The 15,546-nt window shown below is 69.6% G+C and carries 13 protein-coding genes; 6 read left to right on the top strand and 7 right to left on the bottom strand.

The genetic code is table 11. The features are described from left to right. Positions 1–7 precede the first annotated feature (7 nt). The gene (locus Vau01_RS39370; protein WP_204004583.1) at positions 8–1,036 is read right to left on the bottom strand and encodes a methyltransferase; all 1,029 of its coding nucleotides are present in this window, start codon (positions 1,034–1,036) and stop codon (positions 8–10) included. Positions 1,037–1,227: 191 nt separating this feature from the next. Between Vau01_RS39370 and Vau01_RS39365 the strand changes: the two genes are divergently transcribed. Together Vau01_RS39365 and Vau01_RS39360 are read left to right on the top strand one after the other, a co-directional pair. Then, the gene (locus tag Vau01_RS39365; protein WP_204004581.1) at positions 1,228–1,728 is read left to right on the top strand and encodes an RNA polymerase sigma factor; all 501 of its coding nucleotides are present in this window, start codon (positions 1,228–1,230) and stop codon (positions 1,726–1,728) included. Then, the gene (locus tag Vau01_RS39360; protein WP_204004579.1) at positions 1,721–2,584 is read left to right on the top strand and encodes a hypothetical protein; all 864 of its coding nucleotides are present in this window, start codon (positions 1,721–1,723) and stop codon (positions 2,582–2,584) included. The genes Vau01_RS39365 and Vau01_RS39360 overlap by 8 nt, the downstream gene beginning before the upstream one ends. 259 nt (positions 2,585–2,843) lie before the next feature. Here the strand turns inward: Vau01_RS39360 and Vau01_RS39355 are convergent, their stop codons facing one another. From Vau01_RS39355 to Vau01_RS39340, 4 genes are all read right to left on the bottom strand, one after another. Further along, complete coding sequence (locus Vau01_RS39355; protein WP_204004577.1) at positions 2,844–4,154, bottom strand: nucleoside permease; 1,311 nt, start codon at positions 4,152–4,154, stop codon at positions 2,844–2,846. Between the two features lie 20 nt (positions 4,155–4,174). Then, a complete protein-coding gene (locus tag Vau01_RS39350; RefSeq protein ID WP_204004575.1) occupies positions 4,175–5,299 on the bottom strand; it encodes a Gfo/Idh/MocA family protein in 1,125 nt (374 codons plus the stop codon). A gap of 92 nt (positions 5,300–5,391) precedes the next feature. Continuing rightward, positions 5,392–7,503, bottom strand: a complete 2,112-nt coding sequence (locus tag Vau01_RS39345) for a PQQ-dependent sugar dehydrogenase (protein WP_204004573.1) — start codon at positions 7,501–7,503, stop codon at positions 5,392–5,394. Between the two features lie 11 nt (positions 7,504–7,514). Continuing rightward, positions 7,515–8,480 carry a sugar phosphate isomerase/epimerase family protein gene (locus Vau01_RS39340; RefSeq protein WP_204004570.1) on the bottom strand — a complete coding sequence of 322 codons (966 nt, stop codon included), beginning with the start codon at positions 8,478–8,480 and terminating at the stop codon, positions 7,515–7,517. Positions 8,481–8,821: 341 nt separating this feature from the next. On the opposite strand from Vau01_RS39340, the gene Vau01_RS39335 reads away from it, so the two are divergent. Beyond that, positions 8,822–9,823 carry a carbohydrate kinase family protein gene (locus tag Vau01_RS39335; RefSeq protein ID WP_204004567.1) on the top strand — a complete coding sequence of 334 codons (1,002 nt, stop codon included), beginning with the start codon at positions 8,822–8,824 and terminating at the stop codon, positions 9,821–9,823. Between the two features lie 9 nt (positions 9,824–9,832). Beyond that, entirely contained in the window at positions 9,833–12,169 is a 2,337-nt protein-coding gene (locus tag Vau01_RS39330; RefSeq protein ID WP_204004564.1) for a glycoside hydrolase family 65 protein, read from the top strand. A 36-nt stretch (positions 12,170–12,205) separates the two neighbouring features. Here the strand turns inward: Vau01_RS39330 and Vau01_RS39325 are convergent, their stop codons facing one another. Then, positions 12,206–13,033, bottom strand: coding sequence for an SIR2 family NAD-dependent protein deacylase (locus Vau01_RS39325; RefSeq protein ID WP_239152212.1), 828 nt, complete (start codon positions 13,031–13,033; stop codon positions 12,206–12,208). A gap of 208 nt (positions 13,034–13,241) precedes the next feature. Here Vau01_RS39325 and Vau01_RS39320 point away from each other — a divergent pair, with 208 nt between their 5' ends. Continuing rightward, positions 13,242–14,024 carry a phosphotransferase gene (locus Vau01_RS39320; RefSeq protein WP_204004561.1) on the top strand — a complete coding sequence of 261 codons (783 nt, stop codon included), beginning with the start codon at positions 13,242–13,244 and terminating at the stop codon, positions 14,022–14,024. Positions 14,025–14,047: 23 nt separating this feature from the next. Here the strand turns inward: Vau01_RS39320 and Vau01_RS39315 are convergent, their stop codons facing one another. Continuing rightward, entirely contained in the window at positions 14,048–14,692 is a 645-nt protein-coding gene (locus Vau01_RS39315) for an SMI1/KNR4 family protein (protein WP_204004559.1), read from the bottom strand. 159 nt (positions 14,693–14,851) lie between these two features. Between Vau01_RS39315 and Vau01_RS39310 the strand changes: the two genes are divergently transcribed. After that, entirely contained in the window at positions 14,852–15,466 is a 615-nt protein-coding gene (locus tag Vau01_RS39310) for a lytic polysaccharide monooxygenase auxiliary activity family 9 protein (protein ID WP_239152211.1), read from the top strand. Positions 15,467–15,546 lie beyond the last annotated feature (80 nt).

Below are 15,546 nucleotides of genomic sequence, written 5' to 3'. Positions count from 1 at the left end.
CGGCGGGTCAGGGCTTCTCCGCCACGAGCAGGTAGTCGCTGCCGACGGTGTGCAGCCGGCGGCCCCCGGTGACCCGCAGCCCGGCCTTCTCCAGCCAGCCGCGGCACTCCTCGACGGTGTACTCGGAGCCAAAGGAGGTCATCAGCGCGACGTTGAGGCTGGCGAGCGCGCTGTGCAGGTCCGGCTCGGCCTCGTCGAGCATCTGGTCGTAGACCACCACGGCACCGCCCGACGGCAGCGCCTCGGCCGCCCGTTCCAGCAGCACCCGGCAGCGCTCCGCCGACCAGTCGTGCAGCACGTGCCCGAACAGCAGCACGTCGGCCGGCGGCACCGGATCGACGAAGAAGTCACCGCCGTGGAACGTCACCCGGTCGGCGACGCCCAGCTGGGTCATGTACTCGTCGAACAGCGGCCGGATCGCGGGCAGCTCGAACACGCCGCCGGCCAGGTGCGGCCAGGCGCGCACGAGCTGAGCGGCGATGTTGCCCCGCCCACCGCCGAGGTCGACGAACGACCGGTACCTCCGCCAGGGCAGGCAGTCGACCAGAGCCGGTCCGATGAAGCCGTTGAAGGAGTCCATGTGCGCCAGGAAGCCGCGGGCGTCGTCGAGGTTGCGGTAGAGGTCCGCGAACGCGTTGTGACCCTCGTCGACGGTCTCCGCGCCGGTGTTCTCGCGCACGGCGTCGGACAGGTCGGCCCACGCCCGGTAGTGCCGGCGGCTGGCCACCCGCACCGCCGGGCCGAGGTTCACCTCGCCGGCCGGGCACAGGAACTCCGTCACCGCGGGGGAGTTGCGGTAGCGGCGGCCGTCGCGCTCCAGGAGTTCCAGGGCGACCAGGGCGAAGAGCAGCGACCGGGCCAGCCGTGGCCGCAGCCCGAGCCGCTCGACGATCTCGTCCTCGTCGGCCGGGCGGGTCGCCAGGAGCTCGAACAGGCCCAGCTCCACGGCGCAGTGGAGCACCTTTGCCTGCCGGTACGCGCCGTTGATGCGGGCGATCCTGATCCCGTCGGAGAGCGTCGGATCGGTCACCGTCATCGCACAGCCCCTTCCACGGATGTCGGCTCCGGCCGGTGAGCCGGTCGCGGCCATGGCCGCATTCCAACGGCCGCACGTCTCGCGCTGCTCAAGACTCGCTCGACCGGCGGAGATCGGGCCCGCGTCGATGCAACCGGCCGGGGCGGCCCAGGCGTATGACCCCGTGATTCAGGGTCGACGATGGAGGATCAGTGGCCGGTGACAGCGAGCGGTTCGAGGCGTTCTACCGGGGCAGCCGGCAGCGGGTGCTCGGGTGCGTCTTCCTGGTCACCGGCGATCTGGCCGAGGCGCAGGACGCCGTGCAGGAGGCGTACGTCCGGGCGTGGCAGCGGTGGCGCTCGTTCGGGCCGGACGCCGATCCGGAGGCGTGGGTGCGGCTGGTCGCCACGCGGGTCGCGATCAGCCGGTGGCGCAGCCTCCGCAGCCGGGCCCGCGCCTACCTGAGACACGGTCCGGAGCCGGCGCATCCGCCGCCCGGCCCGGAGACCGTCGACCTCGTCAACGCGTTGCGCCGGCTGTCGCCGGACCAGCGGACGGCCATCGCCCTGCACTACTTCGCCGGGCTGACCGTCGCGGAGATCGCCGCGGAGACCGGCGTCCCGACCGGGACGATCAAGGCGCGGCTGGCCCGCGGCCGCTCGACGCTCGCGCCCTATCTCGCCACGCCGTCGGAGAGGAGATCCGGTGACTAGGCTGCACGACCTCGTCATGGCCAGTGTGTCCACTGTGGACTGGCCCGACAGCGCAAGGATCCGGGCGCGGGTCCGGCGTCGCCGCGCCGCCCGCGTGGTCGGTGGCGGGCTCGCCGTCGTGCTCGTCGTCGCCACGCTGGCGTGGGCCTCCGGTCCGATGTGGACGGACGCCGAACCGCGGCCGGCCAACTCGCAGCCGATCGACCAGCCGCCGCACCCCGACCGGCCCGCCCCGGAACTGCTCCGGACCGAGGACGTCGGCCCGGGCTACGACGTCCACGCCTGGAGCAGCTACGGCAGCACCGTCGGCGGGACGCGCAGGGAGGACTACGTCCTGCTCTGGCCACCCACCACCCTCGACGGCTGCCCGGCCCGGATGGTGCGGGCGTCGGAAACGGTGCGGGTCCCGTACGGCCCGAACCCGAAGTCGCCCGACGCCATCCAGCACCACGAGGGCGGAGTCGGTGTCCGCGCCGATCCGGAGCCCGGCAACTTCGACGGCGTCAGTGTCGAGGAGGTCCTGCTCCGGTTCACCGATGTCGCGGCGGCCCAGCGGGTCCTCGACGAGGCACGGCAGACCGCGGTCGACTGCGCGTCGTTCACCGCCGGCCGGGCCCGGTACACCCTCGCGGTCAGCGCCGAGGGCTTCGCCGGAGTGGACTCGGTACAGGTCGACGTCACCGAGGAGCCGGCGACCGCGTCGACCGGCAAACCGGCGACGCACGCCTTCCTGTTCGTCCGCCTCGGCAGCATGGTGATGCTGGTGACGCCGACGCTCCAGGCCGACCCGGCGTGGCTGCGCGACATCGCCCGCACGGCCGTCGTCCGGTACTGCGCGGTGTCGGGCACGTGCTAGAACCGGCGGCGGCTCCTATCACCACCAGGAGGGCTGATACGGTGCCGAGACGCCCGGCACACCGACGACAGGCGGAAGGCCGTAGGGATGGCTGACGACCCGATTCTGGCCCGTCCGTATCAGGGCAGCACGACGTTCGGACTCCTCTGTGTGGCGTTCTGCATCGCCCTCTTGCTGTACGGCGTGTGGACCCTCTTCCTGCGGCGCCGGCGCTGAATGCGGCCACGCTGTTGGCGGGCCGACGGCTGGATGATCTCGGTCATGGGGTGCCGGAGCGTGGCCGTTGCTCCCGCGGGACCGCGATTCCGGGTGCCTCGAGCGTCGTACTCGCCGCATCCAGCATGGTCACGTGGTCGACGCGCCGGTCCTTGAAGAGGATCAGGAACAGAATCATCACGACGCCCGCGATGACGGCCGGGATGATCCAAATCTGGGTCCAATCATGACCGTCGTCGGTGGCGAAGTTGTCGACGATGGGGCCGGCCGCGAGCGAGCCGATCAGGATGCCCACGCCGTAGGTGGCGAGGGTGATGAGTCCCTGTGCCGCGCTGCGGAAGCGCTCACCGGCGAACTTGTCGGTGTAGATCTGTCCGGCGACGAAGAAGAAGTCGTAGCAGATGCCGTGGAGGACGATGCCCACGAGCAGCATCCAGAACAGGCTTCCGGCGTCGCCGAAGGCGAAGAAGACGTACCGGATCGCCCAGGCGGCCATGCCGACGGCCAGCGTCAGCTTCACGCCGATCCGCATCAGGAGGAACGGCATGAGCAGAAGGAACAGCACCTCGGAGACCTGCCCGAGCGACTGGACCGCCGCCGCGGACTTCACGCCCTCCTCGTTGAGGAAGAGGTTGGTGAAGTTGTAGTAGAAGGCGAGCGGGATGCAGATCGCGATGGAGGAGAGGAAGAACACGAGGTAGGAGCGGTTCTTCAGGAGGCCGATCGCTTCGAGTCCGAGGATGTCGCGGATCGAGGTCTTCTCGCCGCGGTGGGTCGGTGGGGTGGCGGGCAGGAAGAAGCTGAACACGCCGAGGATCAGCGACGCGACGGCGGCCATCCGGTAGGTCTGGCTGAGTTGTGCCTCCTGTTCCCAGGCCAGCCAGCCGATGATCACTCCGGCGACGATCCAGCCGATGGTTCCGAGGACGCGCACGGCCGGGAACTGCTTCTCCGGGCTTGCCATTTGCCGGAACGAGACCGAGTTCACGAGGGCCAGCGTCGGCATGTACAGGATCATGTAGACGAGGATGACCGGGAAGAACGCGCCGAAGGTCGACATCGTCGACGCGAGGAACAGCAGGGCGGCTCCGGCGAGGTGCAGGATGCCCAGCACCTTCTGGGCGGAGAAGAACTGGTCGGCGATGAGTCCGATGAAGAACGGTGCCGCGATGGCGCCGAGGGACTGGGTCAGGTAGGCAAGGCTGATCTGGCTTCCGGAGGCCTCCAGTTCTTCGCCCAGGAACGTGCCCATGGTGACGAACCAGGCGCCCCAGACGAAGAACTGCAGGAACATCATCGTGGAGAGCTTGAGCCGGGTCGCCCCACTGATCGTGCTCCCCGGTGGACCTGTCATAGCGGCCATGGTGTGCCTCCTCATCGAGGTGCCGGCCCCGTGGATGTCTCTCGGTTGATGTGTGTGCGGGGCACCGTCACCCAGCCGCTGCTGGCGGCGGATGCCAGAACGGCATCGGTGATGACGGCGGCGCGCAGGCCGTCGTCGAAGGTGGGAAGGCCGTCGGGCGGCTCGCCGGCGGTGGCGGCATAGACGTCGGCGACGAAGGCGGTGAAGCAGTCGACGTAGCCCTGCGGGTGGCCGACCGGGACGATGTTGTACCGGGCGGCGTCGTCGGTCGAGGACTCCGCGCCGCGCTGGACCAGGATGTTGTGTTCCCGCCCACCGACCCACAGCGAGTCGGGGAGTTCCTGGTCGAACTGCAGGGAGGCCCGGGCGCCGTCGAGGGAGAACCACAGCCGGTTCTTCCGTCCGGGTGAGACCTGGCTGACGATGACGCAGCCCAGTGCCCCCTGATCGGTTTCGAACAGAACCGTTGCTGCGTCCTCCGTGCCCGGCCCGGATCGGTCAGCGCCGCGGGGGACGCTCATCAGGCGGGCGACGAGCCGGGTGATGCGGTGCCCGGTGGCGAACTCGACGACGTCGCACCAGTGCACGCCGATGTCGCCGAAGGCGCGGGAGCCGCCGCCGAGTGCCGCGTCGGTCCGCCAGTTGCGATCTTCGGTACGCGACAGCCAGTCCTGCAGGTACGAGCCGTGGATCAGGCGCATCGATCCCAGGTCGCCGCGGCGCACCCGTCCGCGGGCGTCGCGGACCGTGGGGTAGAACCGGTACACGAACGGCACCGCCGCGACGACCGGGGCCGCGCCCGCCAGGTCGGCGAGCCGCTGGGCGCCGGCCACGTCGGTGGAGAGCGGCTTCTCACAGATCACGTGCTTTCCCGCGGCCAGCGCCCGCTCGGCCAGCGGCGCGTGCAGGTGGTTCGGGGTGCAGATGTGCACGACGTCGACGTCGTCGGCCTCGACCAGCTCCTCCCCCGACGGGGCCGCCCGCTCCGCCAGCAGCCGGGTGGCCGCGGCCGCGGACGACTCCGCGCTGGGGCCGGCGACGGCGGCCAGCACACCACCCGCCGCGCGCACCGCACGCGCGTGGACCTCGCCGATGAACCCGGCGCCCACGATTCCGGATCGGGGACGACCCGCCATGGGTATCTCCTCTCCGATTCACCCTGACCGGGGCGCGACGGCCGCGGTGCCGGCCGGGCGCCGCCCGTTCGGACGGCGCCCGGCTTCCGTTCTCAGACCGCCACGTCGGTGGGCGTCAGAACCACTTCATCGGACCCGCTGAGCGGCGGCAGCCCGCCCTCCGGCGCGTCGGTGTAGCTGGCGACGAAGACGCCGCGCAGGTTGCTCGCTCCGGCGTGGCCGGTGTCCACGAACGTCTGGATCGTGCCCGAACAGCCCGCCGTCGACGAGAGCGGGTGACCGTGCTCGTTGTGTCCGAGGATGTAGGCCACGGTGACCCGCGCGCAGTCGATCGGCGCGTCGTCCTCGACCGTCACCGTGAAGGTGACCGCGTCGCCGAACTGGAACGTGCCGCCCGCGGGCTCCGCGGTGAGCGTCACCACCGGAATCGTGTTCCCGACGACGACCCGCACCGACGCCGACGCCCGCCGGCCGGTGGAGTCGGTGACGGTCAGCGTCGCCTCGTAGACGCCGTCGCGGGTGTAGGTGAACGACGCGTTCTGCGACCGGGAGTCCACCCGGCCGTCGGCGTCGAAGTCCCACGCGTACCGCAGGGCGTCACCGTCGGCGTCCGCCGTTCCCGCGCTGCTGAACTGCACGGTCAGCGGCGCCAGGCCGGCCACGACGTCGGCCGCCACGACCGGCACCGGCGTCCGGTTGCCGCGGGTCCAGTCGATCCGGGCCAACTGGGCCTCCGGGTTCTCGGAGAAGAAGCCGTCGCCGTACTCCAGCACGTACAGCGCTCCGTCCGGCCCGAACTCCATGTCCATCGGGTTGTCGAACACGATGTCGGGCGCGACGGCCTCGATCGAGGTCACGTCGCCGTGGGTCAGCGAGAACGCCTTGACGTAGTCGCGGGTCCACTCGTAGAAGAGCGGCTTACGGTCGAACGCCTGCGGCCACTTGAACGGCGACCGGTTCCGCGCCGAGTAGTCGTACGCCGGGCCGGCCATCGGGCCGATCCCGCCGGTCCCCAGTTCGGGGAACAACGGGGACGCATCGTACGAGTAGTAGACCTCCGGCTGCTCCACCCGGGGCAGCACCCGTCGGCCGGTGTTGTACCGCGAGTCGTTCACCGGCGCGGCGCAGTTGAACGCCGGCCCCGCCGTCCCGGTGGCGAAGTCGTAGTCCCGGTAGGGAATGGTCGGCGTGACGCAGTACGGCCAGCCGAAGTTGCCCGGCCGGTCGATGACCATCCACCGGCCCTGACCGGCCGGCCCACGCTCGGCGTCGGGGTGGTCGGCGTCCGGCGAGTAGTCGGCCATGTAGACCTGGTCGGTCTTCGGGTCGACGTCGAACCGGAACGGGTTGCGCAGCCCCATCGCGTAGATCTCGGGCCGGGTCCGGGGCGTGCCCGGTGCGAACAGGTTGCCGCGCGGAATGGTGTACCCACCGCCGGGCTTCACCCTGATCCGCAACAGCTTGCCGCGGAGGTCGTTCGTGTTGCCGGCACTGCGGCGCGCGTCGAACGCGGGATTGCGGCCCTCGCGGTCGTCCAGCGGCGCGTAGCCGTCGGACTCGAACGGGTTGGTGTCGTCACCGGTCGACAGGTAGAGGTTTCCCTTGCTGTCGAAGTCGATCTGGCCACCGACGTGGCAGCAGATCCCGCGGTCGACCGGAACGTCGATGATCCGCTGCTCGCTACCCAGGTCGAGCGTGTTGCCGCGCAGCTTGAACCGGGACAGCCGCAGCGCACCCTTGAACCGGTCCCAGTCGGCCTGGGTGCCGGTGGTCGGCGCGTCACCCTCGTTGACGTTCGGGGTGGCCGGGTCGTCCACGGGCGTGTTCCCGGGCGGCGAGTAGTAGAGGTAGACCCACTGGTTGCGGGCGAAGTCCGGGTCGATCGCGACGCCCTGCAGCCCCTCCTCGTCGTGCTGGTAGATGGGGACGTTGGCGGCGATCGGGTTCAGCCCGGTGCGCGGATCGTGGATCCGTACCTGGCCGGTGCGGGCGGTGTGCAGCACCCGCAGGTCGGGCAGCACGGCGAGGCTCATCGGCTCGCCGGGCCGGTCGTTGAGGGTCACCTTCTGGAACGCGGTCTGATCGGCGGGCAGCGGTGGCGGTTCGTGGCCGGGGTGGGCGGCGGCGGGCGTCGCCGTCAGGCCGGCGAGCCCGGCCAGCGTCGCGGTCAGCACGGCGACGACGGTGGTTCTCCTCGGGTTCATGGCAATCCCCCTCAGAACCGGATGTTCCGCAGGAACCGGTATCCGACGGCCGCCGTGTCCAGCGCGTCCGCGGGCACCCGGGGAGCCGTGCCGGCGTCGTCGCGCTCGACGATGTACTCCTGGACCCCGGCCACGTCGGACTGCGCGAAGATCCGGCGGAAGTCGATCAGGCCCGTCCCGAGGTCGGCGAAGCCGCTGCTGAGGTTCATGTCCTTGCAGTGGAACTGGAGCACCCGGCCACGATGCGCGTGGATCACGTCGACCGGGTCGGCGGTGCCGCGCCACGACCAGTACAGGTCGACCTCCAGGTGCACCAGGCGCGGGTCGGCGGTCGAGGTGAGGACGTCGAAGCCGTTGCGGCCGGAGCCGTCGGCCAGCGGGAAGAACTCGAAGTGGTGGTTGTGGTAGCCGAACCGGAACCCGGCCTCGCGGGCCAGCGCGCCGGCCCGGTTGAGGTCCTGGGCGAACGCCCGCCAGACCGCGGCGTCCCGGACCGCGCCGCCGGTCGCGTCGGCGCCGAAGAACGGGTGCACGACGTAGCGACAGCCCAACGTGCGGGCGGTGGCGAGCGTGGCCCGCCACGCCGCCGCGTCGAACGGCTGCGGAATGCCGAAGTGCCCCGAGGTGGCGCGGATCCCGTTGGCGTCGAGCAGCGAACGGAAGGCCGTCGCCGTGAGGCCGGCGGTGCCGGCCACCTCGACCCTGGTGTAACCGATGTCGGCGAGGGTGGCGAGCGTGCCGGCCGGGTCGGCCGCGAGCACGTCGCGCACGGTGTAGAGCTGGATGCTGATCCGGTCGACGGGTACCCGGCGATGACCCGCGGGAGCGGACGCGGGTGCGGCCTCGGCGGGCGCCGCCACCGGGCCGCCGACGCCGACGGCCGCGGCCACCACGGCGCCGGATCGCAGGAACCCGCGACGGCCGAGTGACCGTCCGGTCTCGGTGGGGTGTGCCCTGTCAGCGTGATCGGTGAACATGGGCGATCTCCTTCCCGGCCCGCGCGGGGGCGGACCGCGACGACGTCGGCGCTGCGGTCTGGAGAGTGATGCATCAGCGGTGGAACGAATGGACTACGTGTCGTTGGCCGTCAACTGATGAAGGGCGCCATTGACGCCATTAGATTGCGACTCCAACCAACATCACCTGGACTCCCACGCACCGGCCGGATCTACCGCTCCCGGGGTCTGGAGGATCGGTTTTGTTGGACGTCAATATTTCTCCATACCGCCGATGGATGCAATAGCTGCGCGGACCAGGCGCCATCCGTGGCACCATCAACCTCGAACCCGAGCCTGCGCGACATGTGTCGGAGGCGTATATGACCACCGACGAGCGGACACCGGTCGGTCACAAGATTGCCGTGCTCGGCCCCATTCCCCGCGATCAGATCGTCACCCACACCGGTGAACGATTCGAGAAGTACGGATGTGCGCTGTACACCGCCGTCGCCCTCGCGGCGCTGCTGCGTCCCGGCGACACGATCGTCCCGATCTCACACGTCCGGCAGCGCGACGAGGGTCCGATCAAGGCGATCCTCGGGGCGTACCCGAACATCGACACGTCCGGGATAACGGCGACCGCCGACCAGGGCGACGTGATCGAGCTGCGGTACATCGAGCACAACCGGCGCGTCGAGCGGCAGACGAACTTCATGAACCCGATCCTGCCGTCCGACGTCGACAGGGTGCTCGACGCCGACGCGTTCGTCTGCGTCCCGATCACCGACTACGAGGTCGGCCAGGCCACGCTGCGGCATCTGAAGGACAACAGCAGCGGAACGGTGGTGCTGGACGCGCACGGCCCGACGACGACGCTGACCCGCAGCGGTGAGCGGCATCCGCGGGTATGGGCCGACCGCGACGCGTGGCTGCCGTACGTCGACATCCTGAAGATGAACCTGGAAGAGGCGAGCTCGACGTGGCTCGGCGAGGCGGCCGAGATCGTGGCCGACCCGCCGCGGCTGGGCCCGGTGGAACTGCGCGACCTGGCGCGGCACTGCCTCGACCGGGGCGTCGGATCGGTGTGCGTGACCCTCGACGAGCGTGGCTCCGTGGCCTTCTTCCGGGACGGTGCCGGCGGGGTGGCCGAGGAGTACGTCGACCGGATCGAGGTGGCCGACGTCGTGGACACCACCGGCGCCGGCGACTCCTTCGCCGCGGGTCTGGCCTTCGGCTACCTCGCCTATCACGACTACGTCAAGGCCTGCCAGTACGGCAACGCGATGGGCGCCCAGCGGTGCAGCGGCGCGGGACTGGACGTCTACCTGTCCCGCGAGGACACCGAGCGACAGATCCTCGCCACGTACGGCCCTCGACGGTAGGAGGTTCCGGTGGAGACGGATCACCGGTGGCTGGTCGTCGAGGACGGCTTCGCCCCCGCGCGCGCCAACATGTACGAAACGATCTTCACCACCGGCAACGGGTATCTCGGCACCCGCGGCGCTCTGGCGGAGGGCCATGCGGGTGCCCTGCCCGGGACGTTTCTGCGGGGGGTGTTCGACCATCACGACTCGGCCGTCACCGAGCTGGTCAAGGCGCCCGACTGGCTCGCGCTGGCCGTCGTCGTCGACGGCACCAGGTTGAACGTGACATCCGCCTCCGTCGTCCAGCACCGGAGAATCCTGGACATGCGGGACGGTTCGCTGTTCCGGGAAACCGTGTTCGAGGACTCCGACGGTCGCCGGACCCGGATCGAGACGGTCCACTTCGCCAGCGGCGCCGACGAGCACCTGTGTTGCCTGCGGGCCCGGATCACGCCGGAGAACCACACGGCGTCGATGACCGTCCACAGCGGAATCGACGGCACCCACTACAACCTGGACCGGCGGCCCGTCTACGCGACTCCGCCGCCGGACGATCCGCAGATGAAGTGGCACAAGTGGGCCAGGTCGAAACACCTCGACGAGGTTGCGCGCGTGGAGATCGCCGGCGGCGTCTACCTGGAGACCCGGACCATCGACAGCGGCATCACCATCGGCTACGCCGCCCGCACGACGGTGTCGCCGCCGGTTTCGCCGACGGTCGAGCAGCGGCACCGGCTCGTCGAGCAGGTGTTCCACACGCAGGTGCCGCCCGGCGACACGCTCACCGTCGACAAGCTCGTCACCATCTACACCTCCCGCGACGTGGCGGCGGCGTCCGTCCGGCAGGCGTGCCTGGACGACCTTCACCGCCATACCGAGGCCGGCTTCCCGGCGTGCCGCGAGCGCAACCGCGAGGCGTGGCGGGAGAAGTGGGCCGACTCCGACGTCACCGTCGAGGGCGACGCCGACATCGTCCGAGCGGCCCGGTTCAACATCTATCACCTGCTGATCGCGGCGAACGCGTCGGATCCGCGCGTCAACATCGGCGCGAACAGCCTCACCGGCGAGCGCTACCGGGGGCATGCCTTCTGGGACACCGAGGTGTTCATGCTGCCGTTCTACATCTACACCCAACCCGCGACGGCCCGCGCGCTGCTGCTGTACCGCCACCACACCCTCGACGGCGCCCGGCGCAACGCCCGCGACGGAGGTTTCCGTGGTGCCCGCTACGCCTGGGAGTCCGCCGACACGGGGGTCGAGACGACTCCACAGTGGACGGTGGACGGAGCGCACCGCATCTGGATGGGAGAGGAGGAAATCCACGTCACGTCGGCGGTCGCGTACGGCCTGATCGCCTACGTCGCGGCAACGGGCGACGAGGCCTTCATGACCGACTACGGCGCGGAGATCCTCTTCGAAACGAGCCGCTTCTGGGTCGACCGGCTGGAAGCGATGCCGGACGGCCGCTACGCCCTGAGCCGAGTCGTCGGGCCCGACGAGTTCCACGAGCACGTCGACAACAGCGCATACACCAACTACCTGGTGCGGTGGCACCTGCGGCAGGCGGCACACGTCTACGCCGGGCTCGCCGTCACCCATCCCCCCGAACTGGCCGGCCTGTCCGAGCGCATCGGGCTCCGACCCGACGAGGTCGAGGCGTGGCTCACGATCGCCGACCGGATCCGCCTACCCGCTGGGAACGACGACGGAGTGATCGAGCAGTTCGACGGATACTTCGGGCTGGAGAACCTCCCGGTGACCGTGGACGACAACGACATGCCGCAGTACCCGGCCGGCTATCACCACTACAACCTGGCCGGTTCCACACTGCTCAAGCAGGCCGACGTGGTGATGCTGACCTATGTGCTTCCGGACGAGTTCCCGGATCCGGTCAAGCTCGCGAACTACAACTTCTACGAGCCCCTGACCCTGCACAAGTCGTCCTTGAGCCCGGCGATCCACTCCATCATGGGTATCGAGGTCGGCGATCCCAGCCGGGCCGTCCAGTACCTGCGCCGGGCTGCGTTCGTCGACCTCCTCGACAACCAGGGAAACACCGAGGAGGGCATCCACATCGCGTCGGCGGGCGGCACCTGGCAGATCCTGGTCGCCGGCTTCGGGGGATTCCGGGTGCGGAACGGGCGGATGACGTTCAAACCGTGGCTGCCGCCGGACTGGAACGCCATCGCCTTCCGGCTCAAGTGGCACGGCAACACGCTGTCGGTGCGCGTCCGGCACACCTCCGCGACGTTCCTGCTGTCCGGCCCCACGACGGCCCACGAGGAGATCGTCGTCAACGACGAGCCGATCACGATGCCGGTCGACAAGGAAGTCGTGATCGATCTGGCGAAGACCGGTTCGTGACCGCGATGCGGCTGTCCGCCGTGTTGACGCACCTCGCTACCGGAGGCTGACGAGCCGGGCATCAATGCCGGTGAGCGCCTCGGCGGCACCCAATGCCAGCGAGACGCCGCGCCCGTCGCGGATCTGCGGGTCCTGCGGGTTGATCCGAATCAGTGCACCATTCGCGGTGCTAGCCAACTCCGCGTGCCGTCGCACCGTCTGCACCGCGCTGCCCGCGCCCAACTCCAGCACGACCAGGTTCGCCTCGCGCAGTCCGCGCCGCCAGGCGGTTAGTTCGTCCAGCCCGTCCCAACTGCGTGTGCCGACCCAGCAGGAGTCGCCGAACATCAACACGTTCGGGCGAGCCAGCCCGCCACAGTTGCGGCAGCACGGCAGCGGCCCGGTCGCGCGCATGCTCTGCGGGTCGACCTCCACCACCAGGCCGTCAGCGGGCCAGACGTCGTCCGAGCACGGCCGGACGCACTGCAGGTGATGGATCGAGCCGTGCACCTCGGCGACGCGGTCGAACCCTGCGCGTTGGAAGAGCCCGTCAATGTTGGAGGTCAACACCCCCATACCCGACGGCACCGCCGAGCCCCAGCACCACAACACCTCGAACCCGGCATGCGGAACGGCGCGGCGGTACAGATCGAGCCGATGCCCGTAGAAGCCCCACGCAAGTGTCGGATCGGTCACGAAGGGCGCCGGAGTGGCCAGTTCAGCGAACCCCACGCCGAGCTGCTTGAACGGCGGATATGCCCGCCAGAACCCACGGTCATCGCGGAAGGTCGGCAACCCCGAGTCCACACCCATCCCAGCTCCGGCACACACCAACAGCGCATCGGCATTGGACAACAAGTCCACAGCCCGATCCAACTCGCCCACGCCCCGGATAGTCCCGTTATATCGCAAGGCGTCTGGATGTGTCCGCTCCTCCAGCGCAGATCGCCCCTTGGGAGCAAACGACGATCGGTTGGCCGCAGGCGTCGTCCTGGCCACCGCCGCGTCAACACAACCGGCAGGTTGCCAGCGCCAGTGCGCGCCAGTGGGATATTCGGTCGCCGTGGACGTCGGAAGGCGTTAGAACCGGGGGATGGTCGAACGACGGCTGCCCGGTGGGCGCAGCTTCGGCGCCGTAGGCGTTGGCGACGAGGTCCGCCGCCCCGCGCAGCGGTGGACAGCGACCGTGCACTCGGTGCTGCGGCACCTGGAAGACGTCGGCTTCGACGGCGCCCCGCGAGCCCGCGGCTTCGACGAGCAGGGTCGCGAACGCCTGACGTTCCTGCCCGGCCAGACCTTGGGCGAGATCTCGCCATGGCCGGACTGGTTGCGCTCCGACGAAGCGCTCGGGCAGGTCGGTGCGTGGCTCCGGAGGCTGCACGACGCGACCACGACGTTCCGTCCGGCCGGCGACGCCGTCTGGTTCACCGGCCGGCCGTGGCAGCCGGGACTGTTGATCGCTCATCTGGACGCGTCGCCGTGGAACGCCGTGTGGGCCGACGGCGCCCTGGTCGGCTTCGTCGACTGGGACACCGCCAGCCCGTCCCGGCGCGAGGATGACCTCGCGTTCTCGGCGCTGACCTGGGTGCCCCTGCTCACGGCGGAGCTCGCCGAGCAAGCCGGATTCGGTGACGCGGCCGACCGGCACCGGCGGTTGCATCTGCTCCTGGACGCGTACGGGTACACGGGCGAGCGAACCGCGATCCGCGACGCGATCATCGGCCGGGTCGAGCGCAACGTCGCGATGATCCGGCAACTCGCCGCCGGCGGTGAGCCGACCTTCCAGCGCATGCTGCCGTGGGCCGCGGACCTGGAGAGGTCCGGGAACGAGGTGGCCGAGCTGCCCGACGAGTTCTGGCAGTGGCCGGGCCGCTGACGGACCGCGATCGGCCGAGAGGATCATCCCCAGTCCAGGTATCCGTCCTCGTCGACGACGGGTGCCAGTCCGGCGAACCGGCTGCCTGACTGCAGGGTAGTCGCGATCTCCGAGACGATCGTTGTGAGGTCGGACCAGGACGGCCGCCGTCGGCTGCGTCCTTCGGTCAGGTCGAAATGGAAGACCTCTCCGGTCACGTGGTCTACGACCAGTTCGAATCCGGTGTAGTCGGAGGCCACTGGGATCCAGGTCGGTTCCCACCAACCCTGCATGCCTTCGTCGTCACGGACCTGGGTCGCAAGCGTTGCGAGTCGTTGCCACGTTTCTGCGATCTGGGCGGTGTCGTTGATCGGGAAGCCGGGGCTCAACGGGAAGCCGCGGTCGTGACGGCCACTGCCGTTGTGCCATCGGAGCAGTGCTGTCACGTCGGGGTGCAGGTGGAGACCGATGGTGCTCTCCAGCGCCGCGATGTGGTCCGGACCGGCCGGTGGACCCAGATCGGCGAAGGCCGCAGGTGCGTGGTGACGTAGCCACTCGTCGATGTGTTCGAGGTTGTCGTCGATCGCCACCGGTGCCATCCCGCCTAGTGTCTGACCTGTTGCCAAGCTCACCAGGAAGATCATCCTGGTATCAGGGCCTCCGACTTTCCCGGGGTGGCTCACCTCCATTTCATAGACATCAGTTGATATGTCGACATCTGGATGCAATGCTTGCTGGGAGCGCTCCCACCCCCAGACCCGTCGAAGAACGGAGGACGTATCGTGCGTCCACGCCAGGTCGACCGATCCGGTCGGCGATCCCGCTCCGCCGCCCGCCAACCCGTCCGGGTGCTGTTCGTGCTGCTCACCATGGTGGTGAGCATGCTGCCCTGGACCAGCGCGGCCCAGGCACACGGCACCATCATCAACCCGCAAAGCCGCGCCTACCAATGCTGGAAGACCTGGGGAAATCAGCACATGAACCCGGTCATGCAGACCCAGGACCCGATGTGCTGGCAGGCCTTCCAGGCGAACCCGGACACCATGTGGAACTGGATGAGCGCGCTCCGGGACGGGCTCGGTGGCCAGTTCCAGGCCCGTACCCCCGACGGGCAGCTGTGCAGCAACGGCCTGGCCCGGAACGACAGCCTGAACCGGATCGGAGCCTGGAAGACGACGGCCATCAGCCGCAACTTCACCGTGCAGCTGTACGACCAGGCCAGCCACGGCGCTGACTACTTCCGGGTCTATGTCAGCAAGCAGGGGTACAACCCGACCACGCAGTCGCTCGGGTGGGGAAACCTCGATTTCATCACGCAGACCGGACGATACGCGCCGGCGCAGAACATCTCGTTCAACATCTCTACCTCCGGTTACACCGGACACCACATCCTGTTCGTCATCTGGCAGGCCTCGCACCTGGACCAGGCCTACATGTGGTGCGCCGACGTGACCTTCTCCTGATCGGCACGACCGGCCGGCCCGGGACGTCAGCCGACGTCCTGGGCCGGTACCCGCCCGCCCGACCAACCTGCCACGAGGTG

Origin of the sequence: Virgisporangium aurantiacum (assembly GCF_016863635.1) — a bacterium.
Lineage (GTDB): Bacteria > Actinomycetota > Actinomycetes > Mycobacteriales > Micromonosporaceae > Virgisporangium > Virgisporangium aurantiacum.
The sequence above is the reverse complement of the archived record's forward strand: the minus strand, read 5'-3'. Positions and strand labels throughout refer to the sequence as shown.

Excerpts from the sequence above, each read along its gene's own strand:
- Vau01_RS39345 (WP_204004573.1), bottom strand. The coding sequence starts at position 7,503 with ATGAACCCGAGGAGAACCACCGTCGTCGCCGTGCTGACCGCGACGCTG.
- Vau01_RS39370 (WP_204004583.1), bottom strand. The coding sequence starts at position 1,036 with ATGACGGTGACCGATCCGACGCTCTCCGACGGGATCAGGATCGCCCGC.
- Vau01_RS39315 (WP_204004559.1), bottom strand. The coding sequence starts at position 14,692 with ATGGAGGTGAGCCACCCCGGGAAAGTCGGAGGCCCTGATACCAGGATG.
- Vau01_RS39340 (WP_204004570.1), bottom strand. The coding sequence starts at position 8,480 with ATGTTCACCGATCACGCTGACAGGGCACACCCCACCGAGACCGGACGG.
- Vau01_RS39320 (WP_204004561.1), top strand. The coding sequence starts at position 13,242 with ATGGTCGAACGACGGCTGCCCGGTGGGCGCAGCTTCGGCGCCGTAGGC.
- Vau01_RS39355 (WP_204004577.1), bottom strand. The coding sequence starts at position 4,154 with ATGACAGGTCCACCGGGGAGCACGATCAGTGGGGCGACCCGGCTCAAG.
- Vau01_RS39335 (WP_204004567.1), top strand. The coding sequence starts at position 8,822 with ATGACCACCGACGAGCGGACACCGGTCGGTCACAAGATTGCCGTGCTC.
- Vau01_RS39350 (WP_204004575.1), bottom strand. The coding sequence starts at position 5,299 with ATGGCGGGTCGTCCCCGATCCGGAATCGTGGGCGCCGGGTTCATCGGC.